This window comes from Nocardia sp. NPDC056064, assembly GCF_042266925.1.
GTDB lineage: Bacteria > Actinomycetota > Actinomycetes > Mycobacteriales > Mycobacteriaceae > Nocardia.
Window position 1 is genome coordinate 1,289,658 of sequence record NZ_JBHJWO010000001.1, and the last position, 18,637, is coordinate 1,308,294.

18 protein-coding genes are annotated in these 18,637 nt (G+C 70.9%); 7 read left to right on the forward strand and 11 right to left on the reverse strand.

Annotation, left to right across the window (positions count from 1 at the left end):
* The first annotated feature begins 17 nt into the window (after positions 1-17).
* From mftR to ACFC06_RS05920, 6 genes are all read left to right on the forward strand, one after another.
* Positions 18-671: a mycofactocin system transcriptional regulator gene (mftR, locus tag ACFC06_RS05895; RefSeq protein ID WP_375928299.1), complete on the forward strand. Its 654-nt coding sequence runs from the start codon at positions 18-20 to the stop codon at positions 669-671.
* 63 nt (positions 672-734) lie between these two features.
* Entirely contained in the window at positions 735-1,640 is a 906-nt protein-coding gene (locus ACFC06_RS05900) for an STAS domain-containing protein (RefSeq protein ID WP_375928301.1), read from the forward strand.
* Positions 1,641-1,650: 10 nt separating this feature from the next.
* The gene (locus tag ACFC06_RS05905) at positions 1,651-2,034 is read left to right on the forward strand and encodes an STAS domain-containing protein (RefSeq protein ID WP_278264496.1); all 384 of its coding nucleotides are present in this window, start codon (positions 1,651-1,653) and stop codon (positions 2,032-2,034) included.
* Positions 2,024-2,437, forward strand: a complete 414-nt coding sequence (locus ACFC06_RS05910) for an ATP-binding protein (RefSeq protein WP_375935225.1) — start codon at positions 2,024-2,026, stop codon at positions 2,435-2,437. Before ACFC06_RS05905 ends, ACFC06_RS05910 begins: the two co-directional genes overlap by 11 nt.
* Positions 2,430-3,053 (forward strand): stage II sporulation protein M, encoded by a 624-nt coding sequence (locus ACFC06_RS05915; RefSeq protein WP_375928303.1) that lies wholly within the window; start codon positions 2,430-2,432, stop codon positions 3,051-3,053. The genes ACFC06_RS05910 and ACFC06_RS05915 overlap by 8 nt, the downstream gene beginning before the upstream one ends.
* 10 nt (positions 3,054-3,063) lie before the next feature.
* Positions 3,064-5,394, forward strand: a complete 2,331-nt coding sequence (locus tag ACFC06_RS05920; protein ID WP_375928305.1) for a SpoIIE family protein phosphatase — start codon at positions 3,064-3,066, stop codon at positions 5,392-5,394.
* Between the two features lie 2 nt (positions 5,395-5,396).
* On the opposite strand, the gene ACFC06_RS05925 is transcribed toward ACFC06_RS05920, so the two are convergent.
* Complete coding sequence (locus ACFC06_RS05925; protein WP_375928306.1) at positions 5,397-7,319, reverse strand: acyl-CoA dehydrogenase family protein; 1,923 nt, start codon at positions 7,317-7,319, stop codon at positions 5,397-5,399.
* Positions 7,320-7,451: 132 nt separating this feature from the next.
* Between ACFC06_RS05925 and ACFC06_RS05930 the strand changes: the two genes are divergently transcribed.
* Positions 7,452-8,078 carry a TetR/AcrR family transcriptional regulator gene (locus ACFC06_RS05930; RefSeq protein WP_375928308.1) on the forward strand — a complete coding sequence of 209 codons (627 nt, stop codon included), beginning with the start codon at positions 7,452-7,454 and terminating at the stop codon, positions 8,076-8,078.
* A 4-nt stretch (positions 8,079-8,082) separates the two neighbouring features.
* Here ACFC06_RS05930 and ACFC06_RS05935 read toward each other — a convergent pair whose 3' ends face one another.
* From ACFC06_RS05935 to mvk, 10 genes are all read right to left on the reverse strand, one after another.
* Entirely contained in the window at positions 8,083-8,688 is a 606-nt protein-coding gene (locus tag ACFC06_RS05935) for a hypothetical protein (protein ID WP_375928310.1), read from the reverse strand.
* A 9-nt stretch (positions 8,689-8,697) separates the two neighbouring features.
* On the reverse strand, positions 8,698-8,982 hold the full coding sequence (locus ACFC06_RS05940; RefSeq protein ID WP_375928311.1) for a hypothetical protein: 285 nt from the start codon (positions 8,980-8,982) through the stop codon (positions 8,698-8,700).
* A gap of 231 nt (positions 8,983-9,213) precedes the next feature.
* On the reverse strand, positions 9,214-10,695 hold the full coding sequence (locus ACFC06_RS05945; RefSeq protein WP_375928313.1) for a flavin-containing monooxygenase: 1,482 nt from the start codon (positions 10,693-10,695) through the stop codon (positions 9,214-9,216).
* A complete protein-coding gene (locus ACFC06_RS05950) occupies positions 10,692-12,197 on the reverse strand; it encodes a flavin-containing monooxygenase (protein ID WP_375928315.1) in 1,506 nt (501 codons plus the stop codon). The genes ACFC06_RS05945 and ACFC06_RS05950 overlap by 4 nt, the downstream gene beginning before the upstream one ends.
* Positions 12,198-12,200: 3 nt before the next feature.
* Positions 12,201-13,373: a hydroxymethylglutaryl-CoA synthase gene (locus tag ACFC06_RS05955; RefSeq protein ID WP_375928317.1), complete on the reverse strand. Its 1,173-nt coding sequence runs from the start codon at positions 13,371-13,373 to the stop codon at positions 12,201-12,203.
* Positions 13,370-14,428: a hydroxymethylglutaryl-CoA reductase gene (locus tag ACFC06_RS05960; RefSeq protein WP_375928319.1), complete on the reverse strand. Its 1,059-nt coding sequence runs from the start codon at positions 14,426-14,428 to the stop codon at positions 13,370-13,372. Before ACFC06_RS05960 ends, ACFC06_RS05955 begins: the two co-directional genes overlap by 4 nt.
* Positions 14,421-15,518, reverse strand: a complete 1,098-nt coding sequence (gene fni / locus ACFC06_RS05965; protein WP_375928321.1) for a type 2 isopentenyl-diphosphate Delta-isomerase — start codon at positions 15,516-15,518, stop codon at positions 14,421-14,423. Before fni ends, ACFC06_RS05960 begins: the two co-directional genes overlap by 8 nt.
* Positions 15,515-16,606, reverse strand: a complete 1,092-nt coding sequence (locus ACFC06_RS05970) for a phosphomevalonate kinase (RefSeq protein WP_375928323.1) — start codon at positions 16,604-16,606, stop codon at positions 15,515-15,517. The genes fni and ACFC06_RS05970 overlap by 4 nt, the downstream gene beginning before the upstream one ends.
* Complete coding sequence (gene mvaD / locus ACFC06_RS05975; protein ID WP_375928324.1) at positions 16,603-17,616, reverse strand: diphosphomevalonate decarboxylase; 1,014 nt, start codon at positions 17,614-17,616, stop codon at positions 16,603-16,605. The genes ACFC06_RS05970 and mvaD overlap by 4 nt, the downstream gene beginning before the upstream one ends.
* Positions 17,613-18,629 (reverse strand): mevalonate kinase, encoded by a 1,017-nt coding sequence (gene mvk, locus ACFC06_RS05980; protein ID WP_375928326.1) that lies wholly within the window; start codon positions 18,627-18,629, stop codon positions 17,613-17,615. The genes mvaD and mvk overlap by 4 nt, the downstream gene beginning before the upstream one ends.
* Positions 18,630-18,637 lie beyond the last annotated feature (8 nt).

The window sequence follows — 18,637 nt, forward strand, 5'->3', positions numbered from 1 at the left end:
GTCCCTACGCTGTATCCATGTCCGCCCCGACGCCGCGTGCCCACCGCGGCCGCCCACCGCGCACCACGCGCCGCGAACTCGAAGTCATCGCCATGCGCCTGTTCGCCGAGCACGGCTTCGACGACATCACCGTCGAACGCATCGCGGCCGAGGCCGGTGTCAGCGAACGCACCTTCTTCCGCTACTTCCCCAGCAAGGCCGAAGTGCTGTGGCACCAGTTCGACGACGAGGTCCAGGACCTGCGCGAAGCCTTCGCCGGCGTGCCCGACGACGAGCCGATGATGGCGGCCGTGCGCCGGATCGTGGTGGCCGCCAACCGCTACCGCGCCGAGGACATCCCCGAGCTGCGCACCCGCATGCGCCTGGTCTCGGCGGTGCCCGCGCTCTCGGCGGGCGCGGGCGCGCACTACGACGCCTGGGAACGCGCGGTCGGCGAGTTCGCCGCCCGCCGCCTGGGCACCACCGCGAACGATCTGGTGCCGCTGGCGGTCGGGCGCACCACCCTGGCCGCCGCCCGCGCCGCCTACGACACGTGGGTGGAGCGGGGTGACGCGGACCTCACCGTGTACCTGGATCGCGCGCTGCGGGCCCTGGAACGCGGGTTTGCTCCCGATGTGCCGGACGCCGCCGCGCAACCCGCACGTTTGGGCAGCACCACCGGTGGGGTATGAGTAGGCTCGAGTCGATGCGCGCCGTGCGCACGGAGAATGTCGTCGAAAGGGGCAGGAGTTTCCATGTCCGAGGTGTCCACGAGTCTTTCGGCGGATTCGCTGCCTGCGCGCCCTGTCGACAACCTGCTCCCCCAGCTGGTCGAACACCTCCGGCAGAATCGCACCGCCCTGCGCGAGGAATGGGCCCGGCGCATCACCGAGGCCCAGCTGCTCACCGCGATGACCCCGGAGGAGATCTTCTCCGAGGCCACCTCGATCTTCGACAACTACGTCGAGGTGCTCGAGACCGGTAGCGTCGAAGCCCTGCAGGCCTACGCCCGCGATCTGTCCGAACGCATCGTGCCCCGAGGCGTGGAGACCGACGAGATCCTCGGCATCGTGCTGCTGCTGCGCGACGTGCTGGCCCGCTCGCTGTTCTCGAAGTACATGTCCAACTTCGAGATGCTCAACCAGGTGCTCGACGCCTACGAGCCCGCCGCCAACCGCATCGCCAACACCGTGGGTGTCTCGTTCGTGCAGGAGCGCGAGCGCGTGATCAGCCGCCAGCAGGAGGCCATCCGCGAGCTGTCCACCCCGGTGCTGCAGGTGCGCGAGCAGCTGCTCATCCTGCCGATCATCGGTGTGCTCGACTCCCAGCGCGCGCGTCAGCTCACCGAGCAGCTGCTGCGTGCCATCCGCGCCAATCGCGCCAAGGTGGTCGTCATCGACATCACCGGTGTGCCCGCGATCGACTCCGTGGTGGCCAACCACCTCGTGCAGACCGTCGACGCGTCCGGCCTGATGGGCGCCAACGTCATCATCACCGGCCTGTCCTCGGAGATCGCGCTCACCCTGGTGACCATCGGCCTGGACCTGTCCAAGATGAACGCCGTCGGCGACCTGCAGGGCGGCATCGAGGAAGCGGAGCGGCTGCTCGGCTACGAGGTCTCGCGCGTGACCGAGCGCCTCGGCGAGCGCGACGGGCGCTGATACCTCCGCCATGCCGGTTCCCATTCTCAAACAGGGCACGTACCTGATCGCCTCGGTGCAGTCGGCCCTGACCGACTCCGACACCGAGCGCCTGCAGGACGACCTGATGAAGCAGGTCAGCCGCTACCGCGCGACCGGGATCATCGTCGACGTCACCGCGATCGACGTGATGGACTCCTTCGCCGCGCGCTCGCTGCGCACCATCGCGCACATGACCCAGCTGCGCGGCGCGGAGACGGTCATCGTCGGGCTCCAGCCCGAGGTCGCCTTCGCGATGGTCCAGCTGGGCCTGACCTTCGAGGACATGCACACCGCACTGGACCTCGAGGAGGGCCTGGCCTGGCTGAACCGGCATCCCCGCAGCCGACGAGACGGTCGTGACAGTGGCCGCTGAGCAGGTTGCGATCGCAGTCAAGGTGTCCGAGGACATCGTGACAGCACGCCAGGCCGGACACGAGCTGGCGGCCCGACTCGGCTTCACCCTCACCGATCGCACCATGATCTCCACCGCCATCTCCGAGATCGCGCGCAACATCACCAGCTACGCGGGCAGCGGCGAGATCCGGCTGCTCGTCGATCAGCGCGACGGCCGTCGTGCGCTGATCGTCCAGGCCGAGGACCAGGGACCCGGCATCAGAGACATCCCCCGTGCCCTGGAGGACGGCTTCTCCACCGGCCGTGGACTCGGTCTCGGCCTGCCGGGGGCACGCCGTCTGATGGACCGGCTCACCATCGATTCCGCCCCGGGACGCGGGACGTTGATCGAGATGTGGAAGTGGGTACCCGACGGTGCATGAAGACGGGATCATCGGCCGCACGGAATGGTCGACGGCCGGTCGGGCACTGCCCGGTCAGGACGTCTCCGGGGACCGGGCACTCGTCCTGGACACCGGTGACGGCGGGGTGCTGTTCGGCGTCCTGGACGGCCTCGGGCACGGTGGCGCGGCCGCCGACGCCGCCGAGCGGGCCGCGGTCATCCTCTCCGACAATCGCGGCGAACCGCTGGACGTGCTGATGGTGCTGTGCCATCGCGCGATGGTCGAGACCCGCGGCGCCGCGGTCTCGCTGGCCCTGATCGGGCCGGGTGAGACGCTGCAGTGGCTCGGCGTCGGCAATGTCGAGTCGCGGCTGCTCACGCTGGGTCCGGCGGGTCCGGAACTGCGCGCGACCATGCTGCTCACCGGCGGCATCGTCGGCTACCGGCTGCCCTCGCACCTGCAACCGCAGACCCTGCCGATCCGCCCCGGCGACCTGTTGCTGATGGCCACCGACGGGATCGTGGCGGTCGGCCCGGAATCGATCGATCTGGCCCGCCCGGCCGCGGCCATCGCGAACGACCTGCTCGCCCGCGATGCCAAGGACACCGACGACGCACTGGTGCTCGCGGCCCGATTCCGCGGCGCCTGCCCATGAGAGGTTGGCGATGAGCGCAGGCCTGGCCGCATTTCTCGACGACTATTCGGCTGCCTTACGCCGCCATGTCGCCGCGCCCGGCCAGGAAGGGCTCTCCGAGGGCTACGACCTGGGCAGGCGCGCCCTGGTCGAGGGCATCAGCCTGCTCGACCTCACCGAGCACCACTTCCGCGCGGTCGCCGAGTTCACGCAGGCGCAGGCGGATTCGCGCCGTGCCGAGGTGGCGCTGGAGTTCCTGTTGCAGACGATGGCGGCCCTGGACATCGCCACCCGTGGCTATCTCGACGGCACCCGCCGCTACGAGCAGCAGCGTTCCCGCGCCGAGGACCTGGCCGGGCGCGACGCGTTCCGCACCGCGCTGGTGGAATCGCTCCAGGACGGGTTCTTCGTCGCCGACGAGCACGGCACCATCATCGAGGTGAACTCGGCCTTCGGGGGGCTCACCGGCTACGGCGCCGAGGAGGTGCCGTTCACGCTGCCGCATCCGTGGGCACTGTCGGATCGCGCCGGATATCCCCAGATCGGTACGGAGGCTTCACGTTTCGTGACGCCGGTGCGCCACCGTGACGGGCGTGAGCGGTGGCTGGCGGTGAGCGCCAGCTCGCTGGTGCACCAGGAGAACGACGAGCGCATCTTCGTGGGCACCGTGCGCGATGTCACCGCCGAGCACGACGCGCAGGCCCGTGATCAGGCCGCCTCGCGGCTGGCCACCGCCGTGGGCGCCGCCACCAGCATGGTGGAGGTGCTCGCCGTCGGGCTCGACGAACTGCGCCGCACCATGGGCGCGCAGACCGCGCTGGTCGCGGTGTGGCCGAGCCGGACCGGACGGCCCGACGTGTACTCCTGCGGCGCCCCGCCGAGCGGGGCCGGACCGGAGCTCACCGCCGCGTCGGCGTCGTCCACCGCGACACCGGTGCGCGAGGGCATGGGCGCCGAGGTGCCGCTCGACGAGCAGGTTCGCGGGCTGCTGGACCGGGCCCGCAGGCAGACCGCGCGCGGCCTGTCGGCCGTCACCACCGAGGACGAGGGCGTCGAGGCCGTCGTCGCACCGCTGGGCGAGACCGGCGACGCCGCGTTGTGGGTGCGTTTCGGTACCCCGCGCGCGGTGAGCGCGGCGGACTGGGCGCTGTACTCGCTGCTGGTCGGGCATCTCAGCGTGGCCCTGCAGCGTGCCCGCAACTTCGATCAGGCGCGCGCTACCTCGCTGACCCTGCAGCGCGCCATGCTCGGCCCGATCGAGCTGCCGCCGCGGTTCTCGGTGCACTACGAACCCGCGCTGCCGCCGCTCGAGATCGGCGGCGACTGGTACGACGTGGTGCCGCTGCGCGACGGCACCATCGGTGTCGTGGTCGGCGACTGCGTCGGCCGTGGGCTCTCGGCCGCGGTGGTGATGGGCCAGTTGCGCACCGCCGCGCGGGCGCTGCTGCTGCGCGGGGCGGGCCCGGCCCAGCTGCTGGCCGAACTCGACACCGTGGCCGCGCGGATCCCCGGCGCGATGTGTACCACCGTGTGCGCGGCGGTGCTCGATCCCGCCCGTGGGATGGTGCGCTACTCCAATGCCGGGCACATGCCGCCGGTGCTGGCCCCGCCCGGCGGACCCGGCCGGGTCCTGGAGGGTGGACGGGCGGTGCCGCTGGCCACCTTCGACACCCCGCGCAGGCCGGAGGCCACCACCGCGCTGCCGCCGGGGGCCACCCTGGTGCTGTTCACCGACGGCCTGGTCGAGCAGCGTGGGTACGACATCGAAGAGGGCTTCGTCAAGATCGCCGACGTGCTCAGCGAGACCGGCGCGGCCCTGCCCCGCGATGTCGCCGACGCGGTGCTCTCGCGCCTGGCCCCGGCCGCGGGCTACGACGACGACGTCGCGATGGTCGTCTACCGCCAGCCGCCGGAACCCCTGCGCATCGACATCCCCGCCGCCGCCGCCGAACTCACCGGTCTGCGACGCGCCCTCTACCGCTGGTTCGCCACCGCCGCCGTGCCGCACGATCTGGCCGCCGACCTGGTCGCCGCGGCCAACGAGGCGTGCAGCAACAGCGTCGAACACGCCTACCGCGACAGCGAACCCGGCCGGGTGACCCTCACCGCCACCTGTGAGGGCGACCGGGTGGTCCTCGAGATCACCGACTCGGGCCGCTGGATCCCGACCCCCACCGATCCCGGTTTCCGTGGTCGCGGCGTGGAGATGATGCGGGTGCTCACCGAGGATCTGGAGTTCCACCAGGACGACACCGGCACCCGCGTACGCATGTGGGTGACGCTGCCCTCGATCACCTTCCCCACCGCCAATCCCCTGCGCGGCACCCGCCGCGACCACCTCGATCAGCTACCGGCGCGCTGAGCTCACGGGTTCATCCGGTAGGTCCCCGCCACCGCGCGCGCCGCGGCCAGCACCCGCTCCACCCTGGCCGCGTCGGCGACCGGGCGGCGGACCAGGTCGATCGCGCGGACCTGCTGGGCGCGGGTGGCGTTGGGCTTGCTGTGCAGGGTGAGCGCGTTGCGGGAGAACTCGCGGACGAACCCGTCGAAGAGCTGGTCGAGCAGATCGGTGTCGGTGCCCTCGATCGCGGCCTGTTCCAGGATGAGCTGGGCATAGGGCACCGCGGTGAACAGCTCGCCGAGGGCGAACAGGAAGTCGACGTCGCGCTGCTGTTCGGCGGTCGGGGTGGCGGCGGCCAGCAGGGCCTGCAGGGCCAGTACCTGCTCGAGGAACACCGCCACGTTCGGCACGTGCGCGAACCGCTCGAACACCGGGCGCCAGTCGGCGAAGCGGATCCGGCCCAGCCCGCTGCTGGGGCCCTGCCGGAACAGGAACTCGTCGTCGGTGGCGTCGCGGCGGGTGCCGATCGCCGGGTAGTCGGCGCCGCCGAGTTCGGCGCGCAACTTGGGCACCACCTTGCCCACCTGCGGGGTCAGGCGCCTGCTCGACCAGCTCAGCGCCCCGGCCACCGTGCGGACGGTCCCGCTCGACACCGTGCCCGCGCCGGGCAGCAGCGCGAGCGCGGCCAGGCCGGCGTCGGCGGGATGGAACATGTAGTTGGCCATGAACTTCAGTGACAGCGCCATGTTCACGTGCACCGTGCCCTCGAGGCGCGGCAGGCCGAACAGCCCGAGCATCGCCATCGGGAAGTACATGTCGTTCTCGAAGCCGCGCGCGGCGATCACATCGGCGAGGTCCTCGATCACACGCTGGCCCTGCCGGGTCACCGTCATCTTCTCGATGGCGTTGAACAGCAGGTAGCGCCGGTCCTCGGGCGAGGCCGAGCGCAGGTAGTCGATGGCGCGCTCGCTGTAGAGGCGCATGCCCGCCAGCCGCGCGTAGGACTCGGTGACCAGCGTGCGGACCTGCGGGAACTCGGTGACCCGGTGCCCGAACAGCACCCGGTTCTCGGCGTGGTCGATCGCCTCGTGGAAGGCGTGCTCGCAGGCGCCGATCGCGCCGAAGCCCAGATTGAACTTGCCGACGTTGACGGTGTTCATCGCGGCGTGGAAGGCGGCCGAACCGCGGTGCAGGATGTCTTCCTCGGCGACCGGGTAGTCCTCGAGATCGAAGGCGGCCACATACATCTGGCTGTCGACCACATTGCGGCGCAGCCGGTAGTTCTCGTGCTGGGAATCGGCGACGAAGAACAGATACCCCTCGTAATCGTCCTCCGTGGGCGCCGCGCGCAGCGCCTGCGCGCTGTCGATGATCGGCTTGTCGGCGCGGCGGCCGAACACCGAGACCATCCTGGCCAGATTGCCGTTGCCGATGTAGTGCTTGCCGCCGTGCGCGCGGAAACCACCGGCGGGATCGGGGTCGAGCACCATGTCGGTGGAGTACACGTCGGCGCCGTGCTCCTTCTCCGACAGGCCGAAGGCGAAGATCTCCCCGGAGTCCAGCCCAGCGGCGGCCCTGCGGCGCGCGGTGGCGTTGTCGCTCTGCCAGATCGGGCCCAGACCCAGGATGGTGACCTGCCAGACGTACCAGTAGGACATGCCGTAGAAGCCGAGGATCTTGCTCATCATGGCGATGCGCGCGGTGTCCCAGCGCTTGTTCGGATCGCCCGCGGCCTCGGCGGCCGGGGTGAGGAAGGTGGCGAACACGCGCTCCCGCTTGACGAAGTCGAGGAATTCCGAGTACCAGACGCGGTCGCGGTCGTCGCGCTTGAGCGCGGCCTTGCCGCGGTTCTCGAACCAGTCGACGGTCGCCCGCAGCAACCGGCGGGTCTCGGCGTCGAACTCGGCGAAGTCGCAGGTCTTCGGATTGAACAGCCCTTGGGTCATCGGTGACTCCTGATCGCGGGATTCCGGCGCCGCTCGGCCACCGGAGCAATTCCTACGCCACCGTATCATTATCCTACAGTCGTGTAGGAAACGTTCCGGTGACGGCGCGCGGCACTGCTAGAGTTGGACCCGATGACCACCGACCCGACCGTGCAGCCGCGCCGCCGCGCCGCCCATCTCGGGCCGGAACGCCGACGGCCGCAGGTGCTCGACGCCGCCCTGGCCATCGCCGTCGAGCAGGGCATCGGCGCGGTGACCATGGCCGCCGTGGCCGACCGGATGAAGGTCACCCGCCCGGTGGTCTACTCCTGCTTCGCCGACCGGGTCGAGCTGCTGCACGAGCTCATCGCGCGCGAGGAGCGCCGCATCATCGACGGTGTCCTCGAGGCCACCCCGCGCCGCGCGGTGGACGCGGGCGAAGCGGTCTTCGTCGACGGTTTCCAGGCGCTGCTGCGGGTGGTCGCCGCCAATCCCGACTCCTGGCGCCTGGCCTACGGCAATCCCGATCCCGATGTCGCCACCTCCTTCGGCCACGGCCGCGACCTGGTGCTCTCGCGCTGCACCGCCCTGCTGCGACCGACTCTGCGCGCCTGGGGCACCGCCGAGGCCGATACCAAACTGCCGGTGCTGGTGGAACTGTGGATCTCGGCGGGTGAGAGCGCGGTGCGCAGCCTGCTCGCCGACGAGGACACCTGGACCCCCGAGACGCTGGGCGCCTTCGTCGGCGCCGCGGTCTACCGCGCCCTGCGCGACGCCTGAGCGCTCACCTCGCGGCGGTGCCGGTCCCGATGACCATCGCCTCGGGCAGCGGCGCGGCCGACACGGGCGGCGCGGGCCGGGGCGTGGCGGCCGCCGGGAGCACCGCGCAGCGGCGGGCCAGCACGACGCCACAGGTCCGCAGGCTCGTGGTGATCAGATCCTCGGCCAGCGGCAGGTCGTCGTCGCGGAAGGCGTAGACCGAGAACCGGATGGTGCGCGCGGCACCGAGCGGGTCGGACTGCACGATGGCCTCGGCGGGGCAGCTCGACAGCAGCATGATCGCGGTGGCGAAATCGGCGCACGCGTCCCCGGAGGCCAGCTCCTCCCCGATCGCCAGCGCCGCGAAAACCGTTCGCAGACAGGGCGGTTCGAGCATCTGCTGGGCATCCTGGATCCGCGACCACCGGCACAGCGCCGGATGCTCGGCGATGTCGGGCCGGTCGCGCCAGCGGCGCAGGCCGCTGCCGAGCAGGCGGGTGGCGGTGCTCGCCCAGCGGCCGTCGTCGTCGATCCGGGCGACGATGCGCAGGCGCAGGCATTCGCCGTCGCCGGGAGCGATCGGGTCGATCAGGGGCGCGGCGGGTAGCGCCGCGTGACGATGTGTTTGCATGCGGAGCTCCTAGCGCGAGCGGGAATCGGTGGACTCGAGGGCGGCGGCGCGACGCCACGCCAGCCGGAAGGCCCACATCGAGGCCGCGACCGAACCGCAGACCACCAGGGCGATCACCGCGTACACCGACCAGCCCGACCAGCCGAGGCCGGCGTAGCGCGCGATCAGCGCGGAGGCCGCGATCGGGCCCGCGGTGGCCAGGACCGGAATGAGCAGGATCAAGCCGAGCGTCACCAGAGTCGAGGGCGCCATCGAAGATTTCGCCGCGGAGTACTGCCGAGTCACTGTAGCCATTTCCGCCCTCTCCGTTACCCGAATGGGATCCAGCGAACTAGTGCGGCCCTCAACGTACATCCCGGATCGGGGGGCGAGCGGAGTTCGTCACGAAAAGGTGATAACCCGAAACGGCGGTTCTGCGTAACACCACGCAGGACCGCCGGTCAGGTGAACATTTCTCATTTGCGAGGCATTTGCCAGATCTGAAAAGCATTCAGATCTGATAACGATTACCAGCCCCGCGCACCCTCAGCGGGTGGTGGTGTCGTAGGCCTCGATGTCGAAGCGGCGCAGCATCCGGTGGAACTTGAAGCTGAAGTCCGGCCACAGGGTGGCGTTGTGCCCGTTCTCGTCGACGAACCAGCTCGTGCAGCCACCCTCCTTCCAGACCGTGCCGTCGAACTTGCGCTGCAGGTCGTGGTTGTAGGCCGCCTGGGCCTCGGCGCGGACCTCGACCGTGCGCAGTCCCCGCTGCTCGATGGTCGTCAGCGCGTCGACGATGTAGTTGATCTGCGATTCGATGGTGAAAATCGCCGAGGTGTAACTCAATGCGGAATTCGGGCCCATCATGACGAACACATTGGGGAAATTCGCGACTGCCGAACCTTTGTACGCGGTAATGGGTTCGGCATCGAAGGTTTCCGACAATGTGCGTCCGTCGCGACCGGTGATCATGTCGTAGGTCGGCGAATCGGTGATCCGGAATCCGGTCGCCAGCACGATCGCGTCGACTTCGCGTTCGGTGCCGTCGGCGGTGACGATGGAATGCGCACGGATTTCGGCGATTCCGTCGGTGATCACGTCGACATTGTCGCGCGCGAGCGCCGGATAGTAGTCGTTGGAGATCAGCATCCGCTTGCAGCCGAGCCGGTATCCCGGGGTGACCTTGGCGCGCAGCACGGGATCGCTGATCTCCCAGCGGATCTTGGCGCGGGCCGCCAGCTGGACGATCGCGGCCGCCCAGGCGAACTTCGCCTGCCACAGTACGAACGACTCGCGCAGCCAGTAGACGGCCGTGCGCACCGCGCGCTGCGCGCCGGGAATCCGGCGGTAGGCGAAGCGTTCCAGTGCGGTGTAGCGGTGCCCGACGCGCGGCAGCACCCAGGGCGCGGACCGCTGGTAGAGGTCGAGGCGGCCGACCTCGGGGGCGATGGCGGGCACGATCTGGATGGCGGAGGCGCCGGTGCCGATCACCGCGACCCGCTTGCCCGCCAGCTCGGCCTCGTGGTCCCAGGCCGCGGAGTGGAAGATCGCGCCCTGGAAGTCGTTGATGCCCTTGATGTCCGGCAGCTTGGGCGAGCTGAGCGGGCCCGCCGCCGACACGGCGAAGTCGGCGGTGAACTCGCCCTGGGTGGTGGTGACGTCCCAGCGGGCGGTCTGCTCGTTCCAGCGCGCGCTGGTCACCGCGCACCCGAGCATGATCCGGTCGCGCACACCGAAGCGGTCGGCGACCTCGCACATGTACCGGTGGATCTCCGGTTGGTTCGAGAACGACCGGGTCCAGTCCGGGTTGAGCGCGAAGGAGTACGAGTAGAGCTGGGAGGGCACATCGCAGCCCGCGCCGGGGTAGGTGTTGTCGCGCCAGGTGCCGCCGATCTCGTCACCGCGCTCGGCGACGACGAAATCGGTGTGTCCCTGCCGCTGCAACTGGATCGCCAGGCCCAGGCCCGCGAAACCGGCTCCCATGATCGCGACCCGGTAGTGCCGCTTGGTGGTGCTGGTGTCGGTCATCGCGTCCTCGGGGTGGTCTCGTAGGCGTCCACGTCGAAGGTGCGCAGCAACCGCCGGTACTTGAAGCTGAAATCCGGCCACAGCGTGGCGTTCTGGCCGCGCGAGTCGAGGAACCAGCTGTCGCAGCCGCCCGAGACCCACACGCTGCGCGCCATCTTGGTGTCGAGGTCGCGGTTGTAGTCGGCCTGCACGTCCTTGCGGACCTCCACCGAGCGCAGGTCGCGCGCCCGCATCGTCGCCAGTGCGTCGACCAGGTAGGCGATCTGGGATTCGATGATGTAGATCAGCGAGGTGTAGTTCAGCCCGGAGTTGGCGCCGAGCATGAGGAACAGGTTGGGGAACTCGGCGACGGCGGTGCCCTTGTAGGTCTGGTAGCCCTCGGCGTCGGCCACCTCGGACAGGGTGCGGCCCTCGCGGCCGACGTAGAGGTTGTAGGTGGGCGAGTCGGTCACGTGGAAGCCGGTGGCCAGCACGATGGCGTCGATCTCGCGCTCGGTGCCGTCCTCGGTCACGATCGAATGCGCGCGCACCTCGGCGATTCCGTCGGTGACGAGCTCGACATTGTCGCGGCCCAGGGCGGGCAGGTACTTGTTCGACACCAGCATGCGCTTGCAGCCCAGCCGGTGCTTCGGGGTGACCTTGCGGCGCAGTTCCCGATCGCGCACCTCCAGGAACATCTTCACCCTGGCCACGATCTCGAGCAGCACCGCCGCCTTCGGGTACTTGGCCTGGAACAGCACGAACAGTTCCCGGTTGGCGTAGATCATCCCGCGCAGCAGCCGCTGCAGGCCGGGCACCCGCCGGAACGCCCAGCGCTCGGCCGAAAGGTAGGGCCGGGTGGCGTGCGGCAGCACCCAGGTGGCGGTGCGCTGGTAGACGTCGAGGCGCTCCACCACGGGCGCGATCGAGGGCACGATCTGCACCGAGGACGAGCCGGTGCCGATCACCGCGACCCGCTTGCCGGTCAGATCCGAGTCGTGGTTCCAGCGCGCGGAGTGGAAGATCTCCCCCTCGAAACCCGAGATGCCCTTGATGTCGGGCAGATTCGGCTCGCAGAGCACGCCCGCGGCCGAGACCACGACCTCGGCGGTGTAGGAACCGCGGGTCGAGGTGATCTCCCAGTGGCCCTCGGTGTCGTTCCAGCGCGCGCCGGTCATCTCGCAGCCGAACACGTGCTTGTCGCGCACGCCGTAGCGGTCGGCGACCGAGCGGATGTACTCGTGGATCTCGGCCTGCGGGGAGAACGAGCGCGACCAGTTCGGGTTCAGCGCGAACGAGTACGAGTACAGGTGGGACGGGACATCGCAGCCCGCCCCGGGATAGGTGTTGTCACGCCAGGTGCCGCCGACGTCCTCGCCGCGCTCGAGCACGACGAAGTCGGTGATGCCCTCTTGGGTGAGCCGGATGGCGGTGCCGACACCGGACAGACCACTGCCGACGATCAGTATCCGGGTGTGCCGAACTGCCCCGACGGCGTCCGCCGGGGCTGTGTGCTCGCTCATGGGTTACCTGGCTTCGTAGATGCGCTTGTGTCCCGAGATCGCCGCCAGCCGGTACGGGCGACCGGTCTGGGCCGGCGTGGCGTGGTAGGCGCCGTCGGTGGGTGCCACGGCCTCGTGCAGGGCGCGGTAGTCCTCGTAGCCGATCGGCTCGCGGGAGTCGATGGCCTCGGTGTTGGCGGCGGTGCGCAGGTGCTCGCGGTAGCCGGGAACGACCGTGCCGCTGAAGAATTCGGCGACCGCGCCGGACCCGTAGCTCAGGAAGGCCAGCGGCTTGCCGGTCAGGTCGTCGGCGTGGTCGAGCAGCGCGGCCAGGCCCAGGTACAGCGAGGCGGTGTAGCTGTTGCCGACGGTGCGGTTGTAGCGGGTGGTGAGCTCGATGGCGGCGGCGATGTCGGCGCCGTCGGCGGTGAAGCCCTGGCTCTCGAGCAGGTGCTTGTGCGCCTTGTAGGCCATCTTGGTGAAGGGCTGGTGGTAGCAGAACGCGGCGAACTCGGTGAGCTCGCGCCCGCCCTGGCGGCGGTAGTCGGTCCAGGCTTCCTGGGCGGCCTTCTGGTAGGCGTTGACCGAGGTCTTGCCGTCGACGATGGCCTCGGAGCGGTAGTTGGGCCGCCAGAAGTCCATGATGTCGGCGCTGTAGAGGCCCGACTGCGGGTCCAGTGCCACGATGGCCGGGTCGGCGCTGATCAGCATGGCCACCGCGGCCGCGCCCTGGGTGGGCTCGCCGGGGGTGTCCAGCTCGTACTTGGCGATGTCGGCGGCGATCACCAGCACCCGCTGCGACGGGTCGCGGGCGATCAGGCCCGCGGCGAAGGCGATACCCGCCGTGCCGCCGTAGCAGGCCTGCTTGAGCTCGACCACGCGGGCGGTGTTGGGCAGCCCGATCAGCGAGTGCAGGTACAGCGCCGCAGCCTTGGACTGGTCGACGCCGGTCTCGGTGGCCAGCAGCACGGTGCGGATGTTGTCGGTGCCGTGGCGCTCCAGGATGGGCGCGGCCGCGGCCGCGGCGAGGGTGACGATGTCCTCGTCGGCGGCGGCGACGCTCATCTTCTCCTGGCCGATGCCCAGGTAGAACTTGTCGCGGTCCACCCCCAGCCGTTCGGCGAGGACCGCGTGGTCGAGGAAGTAGTGGGTGGTGGCGAAGGAGAGGTCGTGGATGCCGACCGAGGGTGTGGTCATCGTTTCGTTCCGTTGCTCGTGGTGGACCGCTCGAATTGGGTGTGGGCGCGCATCAGCTCGCCACGATTGGTCTGGGCCGCCATCAGCGACAGCTCGCCGCACAGCACCGCCGCCGCGCCGATGACCGCCAGCCTGCGGGCGTTGGCGCCGGGCTCGCGATCGGCGCGGCAGCCGAGGCGCTCGAGGTTCTCGTCGACGAAGGAGGCGTGCTTGCCGTTGCCGACCGTGCCGACGATGAGGTTGGGCAGGGTGCACGAGAAGTACAGGTCGCCGTCGCGGTCCTCGGCATGGGTGATGCCCTGGGAGCCCTCGACGATATTGGCCGCGTCCTGCCCGGTGGCCAGGTAGTAGGCCAGCAGCATGTTGGCGTAATGCGCGTTGGCGGAACGGATTCCGCCCGCCAGCAGGGTGCCGATCAGGTTCTTGCGGATATTGAGCTCCACGACCTGCGCGGCGGTGGTGTGCAGCCGCTTCTGCACCACCTCGCGCGGGATCAGCAGCTCGGTGATGACGTTCTTGCCGCGCCCGAGGATGCCGTTGACGGCGGTGGCCTTCTTGTCGGTACAGAAGTTGCCCGAGATCGAGCCGTAGCGCACGCCCGGGTAGCTCGACAGGATGTGGTCCATCAGGTGGTCGCTGGCCAGGGTCGCCATGTTGTGGCCCGAGGCGTCGCCGGTGGTGAACTCGAAGCGCAGGAACAGCAGGTTGCCCGCGATCTGGTGGTGCAGGTCGATCAGCCGGGCGAAGCGGCTGCTGCCCGAGACCACCTCCTGTAACTCCGGCAGGCGCGACTGCAGCTGCTGCACGGTGGTGTAGGCGGTGAGCGCGTCGTCGGCCTCGAGCAGGATCGAGCGGGTCATCCGCTCGTCGATCAGGGTGGCCACGATGCCGCGCTCGGCCAGCGTGGAGATCTTGGCGCCGCGCCCGACCGAGGGCCACAGGGGCGTCTCGTAGGTCGCCAGCGGGACCTCCACGGCGTCGTCGACGACGTTGCCGGTAATGCGCAGCGGCCCCACCCATTGCAGCGGGACGGCTGCATACGACATGTCATTCATGGGTGACTCCTTCTCGATCCTTCGATTCACGCCACCAGGGGCTCCGGTGGGCAAGGGCGGCCGCGTCGATCCCGCGCAGTGCGCAGAACGCCGCCAGCTCGCCGCTGATCAGCACGTCGCACCCGGCCAGGTCGGCCGGGGTGTGCGCGCCGAGCACGGTCATGATGCTGCGCAGCTGGGTCAGCCAGGTGCCGATGGTGCCGATCAGCGCCTCGGTGTCGTTGCTGACCAGGGTCTCCAGGAACACCCCGGCCACGCCGGTGGCGGTGGCGCCCAGCGCCAGGGCGCGTGCGACGTCGAGCGGGGTGCGGATGCCGCCCGAGGCGGCGATGTCGATCCCGTCGAGGCCGGCGCAGTCCAGCAGGCAGGCCGGGGTGGACTGGCCCCAGTTCTCGATGAACGCGAAGTCCGCCGCGGCGCGCCGGTCGTTCTCGATGCGGGCGAAGTTGGTGCCGCCGCGTCCACCGACATCGGCGACCGCCACGCCCGCGGCGCGCAGCCAGCTCACGGTCTGCCTGCTCAGCCCGAAGCCGACCTCCTTGACGACCACCGGCACGTCCACCGCGGCGACGATCTCCTCGATCCGCGCGGGCCAGGCGTCGAAGGCGCGGTCGCCCTCGGGCATGACCACCTCCTGCACGGCGTTGAGGTGGATCTGCAGCGCGTCGGCCTCGAGCAGCTCGATCGCCCGGTGCACCTGGTCGACGGTGGCGTTGGCGTTGACATTGGCCAGCACGAACCCGTCGGGGTTCTCCGCGCGCAGCACCCGGTAGGTCGGCGCGATCGCGTCGTCGCGGAAGTAGGCGCTCATCGAGCCCGAGGCGATCGGGATACCGGTCTCGCGGGCGGCGATGGCCAGCTGGCGGTTGATCTCGCCGGTGTGGGCGCTGCCGCCGGTCATCGCGTTGACGTAGAGCGGGGTGTCCCAGCGCTTTCCGGCGAACTCGACACCCAGCGACACGTCCCGGCTGTCGATCCCGGCCAGCGCGTGGTGCACGAAGGCCACCGAGTCGAAGTCGTTGCCGCCGGTGACGCCGCGGCGGTGGGCCACCGCGTGGCGCACGTGGTCGTCTTTGCGGTCACCGATCACTGGCTGTCTCCCTCGAACGGATGGGTGCGCAGCGGCAGCGGCCGGATGCCCGCGCCGATCCAGCGCTCGGTCAGTGCGGTGATCGCGGTGTCGCGGGTGCGGTCGATGAGCGCGATCCCGCAGTCACCGCCGCCGGCGCCGGAGGGCTTGGCCGCGGCGCCCACGGCGGCACCCGCCGCGCACAGCGCACGCAGGCGGTCGGTCATGATGCCCAGGCCGGTGCCCGCGTCCAGGTCGAGCAGCAGTTCGCGGGCGCAGTCGATCTCCGCGCAGACGGCGGCGGCGTCGGCGGATTCGATCGCGGTCACCAGCCGCTCGACGCAGTCGTTGCTGCGCAGCAGGAAGTGCGCCCGCTCCCCCGGCCGCTGCTGCCGCTCGCCCAGCCCGGCGACCAGGGCCGGGGTGGAGGCCGGGCTGCCGGTCCAGCCGACCTGCAGGGCCAGCTCGGTCGGGGTGCGCAGCGGACGCACCGACAGGCCGGGCCAGGGCGAGCGCAGGGCGGTGTCGACCCCGCCGACGGCCAGCTCGGCGACGTGGGCGCGGTCGGGTGAGGCGTAGGCCAGCCAGCCGCCCCACGTGCTCACCGCGACGTCGCCGCCGGAGGCCCGCGGGTTGACCGCCAGGGTGGCGAGCATGGCCAGCCGGTAGCGGTCCATGGTGTTGAGGCCGAGGCCGTGGAAGCGGCCCAGCGCGTCGACGGTCGCCACGGTCACCGCGGCGCTGGAGCCGAGGCCGAACTTGCGGCCGTCGCTGTCACCGAGTTCGGCGCGGACCTCGAGGTCGTAGTGGCCGGTCTCTAGGCCGCGTTCGGCGCACAGGCGGTCGAGGATGCGGGCGGCGGCGAAGACGTAGGCGAAGGCGGGCGGGACCGTGCCGTCGTCGGTGCCGGGGGTCAATCCGTCACCGTGACGTCGGCAGGTCAGGCTGACGCCGCCGTCGAGATCCGAGCGCAGGGTCGCCGCGGCGGCCGGGGTCACCGTGGCGGTGGCGTAGCGGTCCACGGCGGTGAGCACCGCACGGTGGCCCGGTTCGACCACGGCGTACTCCCCGGCGATGAACAGCTTGCCCGGCGCGCGACAGCTGATCACCGGTCGCCGCCCGCGCTGAGCGTGGCGCCGGGACCGATGTGCGCGATCCGGGTGGTGACGAAGTCACCGAGGAAATCCAGGGTGGCGGCCACGTGCGGGGCATCCGCGCGGCTGCACAGCACCTTCACGTTGGGGCCCGCGTCCATGGTGGCGTAGGCGGCGATCCCGTCGGCGCGCAGTGCCAGCACCGCGTCCAGCACGGTGAGCGAGTGCGGGGACAGGTAGCGGATGCCGGGGCGCGCGGCGAGCATGGTCGCGTGCATGCCCAGGGCGTTGCGCTCGGCGATCTCGCCGATGGCGGGCAGGTCGCGGCGCTGCACCGCGGCGCGCATCTCGGCCAGGTCGGCGCGCGAGGACTCCGCCCACGGCCGGTACAGCGGCGAGGTGGCGGTGGTGCTGCGCATGGCGTCGCGGCTGGAGACCGCCTTGGCGCCCGCCTCGACGACGGCCACCACCAGCGCGGGATCGAGGTCGTCGCCACCGATCGGCTCGGCGAAGGAGCTCAGGTCGCCGGCCTCGCCGTCGCCCTCGCCCTCGTGCCACACCACGAAGCCGCCGAAGATCGAGCGCGAGGCCGAGCCGGAGCCGCGCCGGGCCAGCCGCGACAGCGCGCGGCCGTCGTTGTCGAGGCCGTAGGCGGCCGCGGCGGCGGTGGCCAGGGCCGCGAAGCCGCTCGCCGAGGAGGCCAGGCCGGCACCGGTGGGTCCGGCGTTGGCGGTGATCACCTCGGCGCGCTCGGCGCGCCCGGCCTTGGCGCGCACCAGGTCGAGGAACTTCTCGATGCGGGTGTGCGCGGTGCCGGTGGCCGCGGCGCCGTTGAACTCGACGGCGTCGGTGGGGCCGTCGATCAGGCGCACCGAGGTGGTGGTGGGGAAGATGTCCAGCGTCATCGACAGGCTGCCGGTGACCGGCAGGAACAGCGCTTCGTCACGCTTGCCCCAGTACTTCACCAGGGCGATGTTGGGATACGCGACGGCGGTGGCGGCACCGTCGGTGGCGGGAGAGGTCATGAGGGGATACCGCGTTCCGGGGTCGAGGCGGACAGGGACAGGGCGCCCGCGCGCAGCCCGGCGGTGCGGACCGTCCAGGTCTGCACCGCACCGGCGCGGCGCAGCGCGGTGCTCACCGAGGGGGCGGCGTCGGTGTCGGTGAGCGCGAGCACACAGCCACCCAGGCCCGCGCCGGTGAGCTTGGCGCCGTGGGCGCCCGCGGCCAGCGCGGCGGCGACCAGGGTGTCGATGTGCGGGGTGCTCACGCCGAGTTCGCCCAGCAGGTCCTGGAATTCGAGCATCGTGGCGCCCAGGGTGCGGGTCTGCCCGGCCGAGAGCGCACCGGCACCGGCGTCGATGAGTTCGGCGGCGCGGTCCAGCAGCCGCCGCGCGGCGCGCGGGTCGGCGGCCAGCCTGCGGCGCACATCGGCGACCGCCTGCTGGGTGGACCCGGAGACGCCGGTGTCGGCGATCACCAGGGCCGCGTCCATGCCGACGTCGATCGGCCGGGCGGTGCCCGCGTGGAACCGGATCGGCCCGTCGGCCAGCACCGCGCTGGCGTCGATGCCGCTGGCCCGGCCGTGGGCCACCTGCTCGCCGCACTGCACCAGGTCGTAGAGCGCCGCCGGGTCCAGCTCGCGGCCGTACAGATCGGCGACCGCGCGCACCGCGGCCCCCGCGCAGGCCGCGCTGGAACCGAGGCCGCGGGCCAGTGGAATGTCGCAGTAGACCACGACTTCCACGGTCTCGGCCTCGATCCCCCAGCGCCGCAACGCCTCCTCGACCGCGACGCGCGGCCCGGACGGGGTCGGCGTGGCGGGCGCGGCGGCTCCGGCGAGGAATCCGAACGATCCCGACGCGGCGATCCCGGACCCGGTGGTGGGCCGGGCCACCGCCCGCACCGGCAGGGCGGGCAGCGGGAGAGCGATCGCCGGCGTACCGTGCACGACGGTGTGTTCGCCGAGCAGGATCGCCTTGGCGACGGCCTGCCCGGTGCCCTGCGCCAGGGCGGTCGCTGGGGAGTTGTGTCTCACGTCGTTTC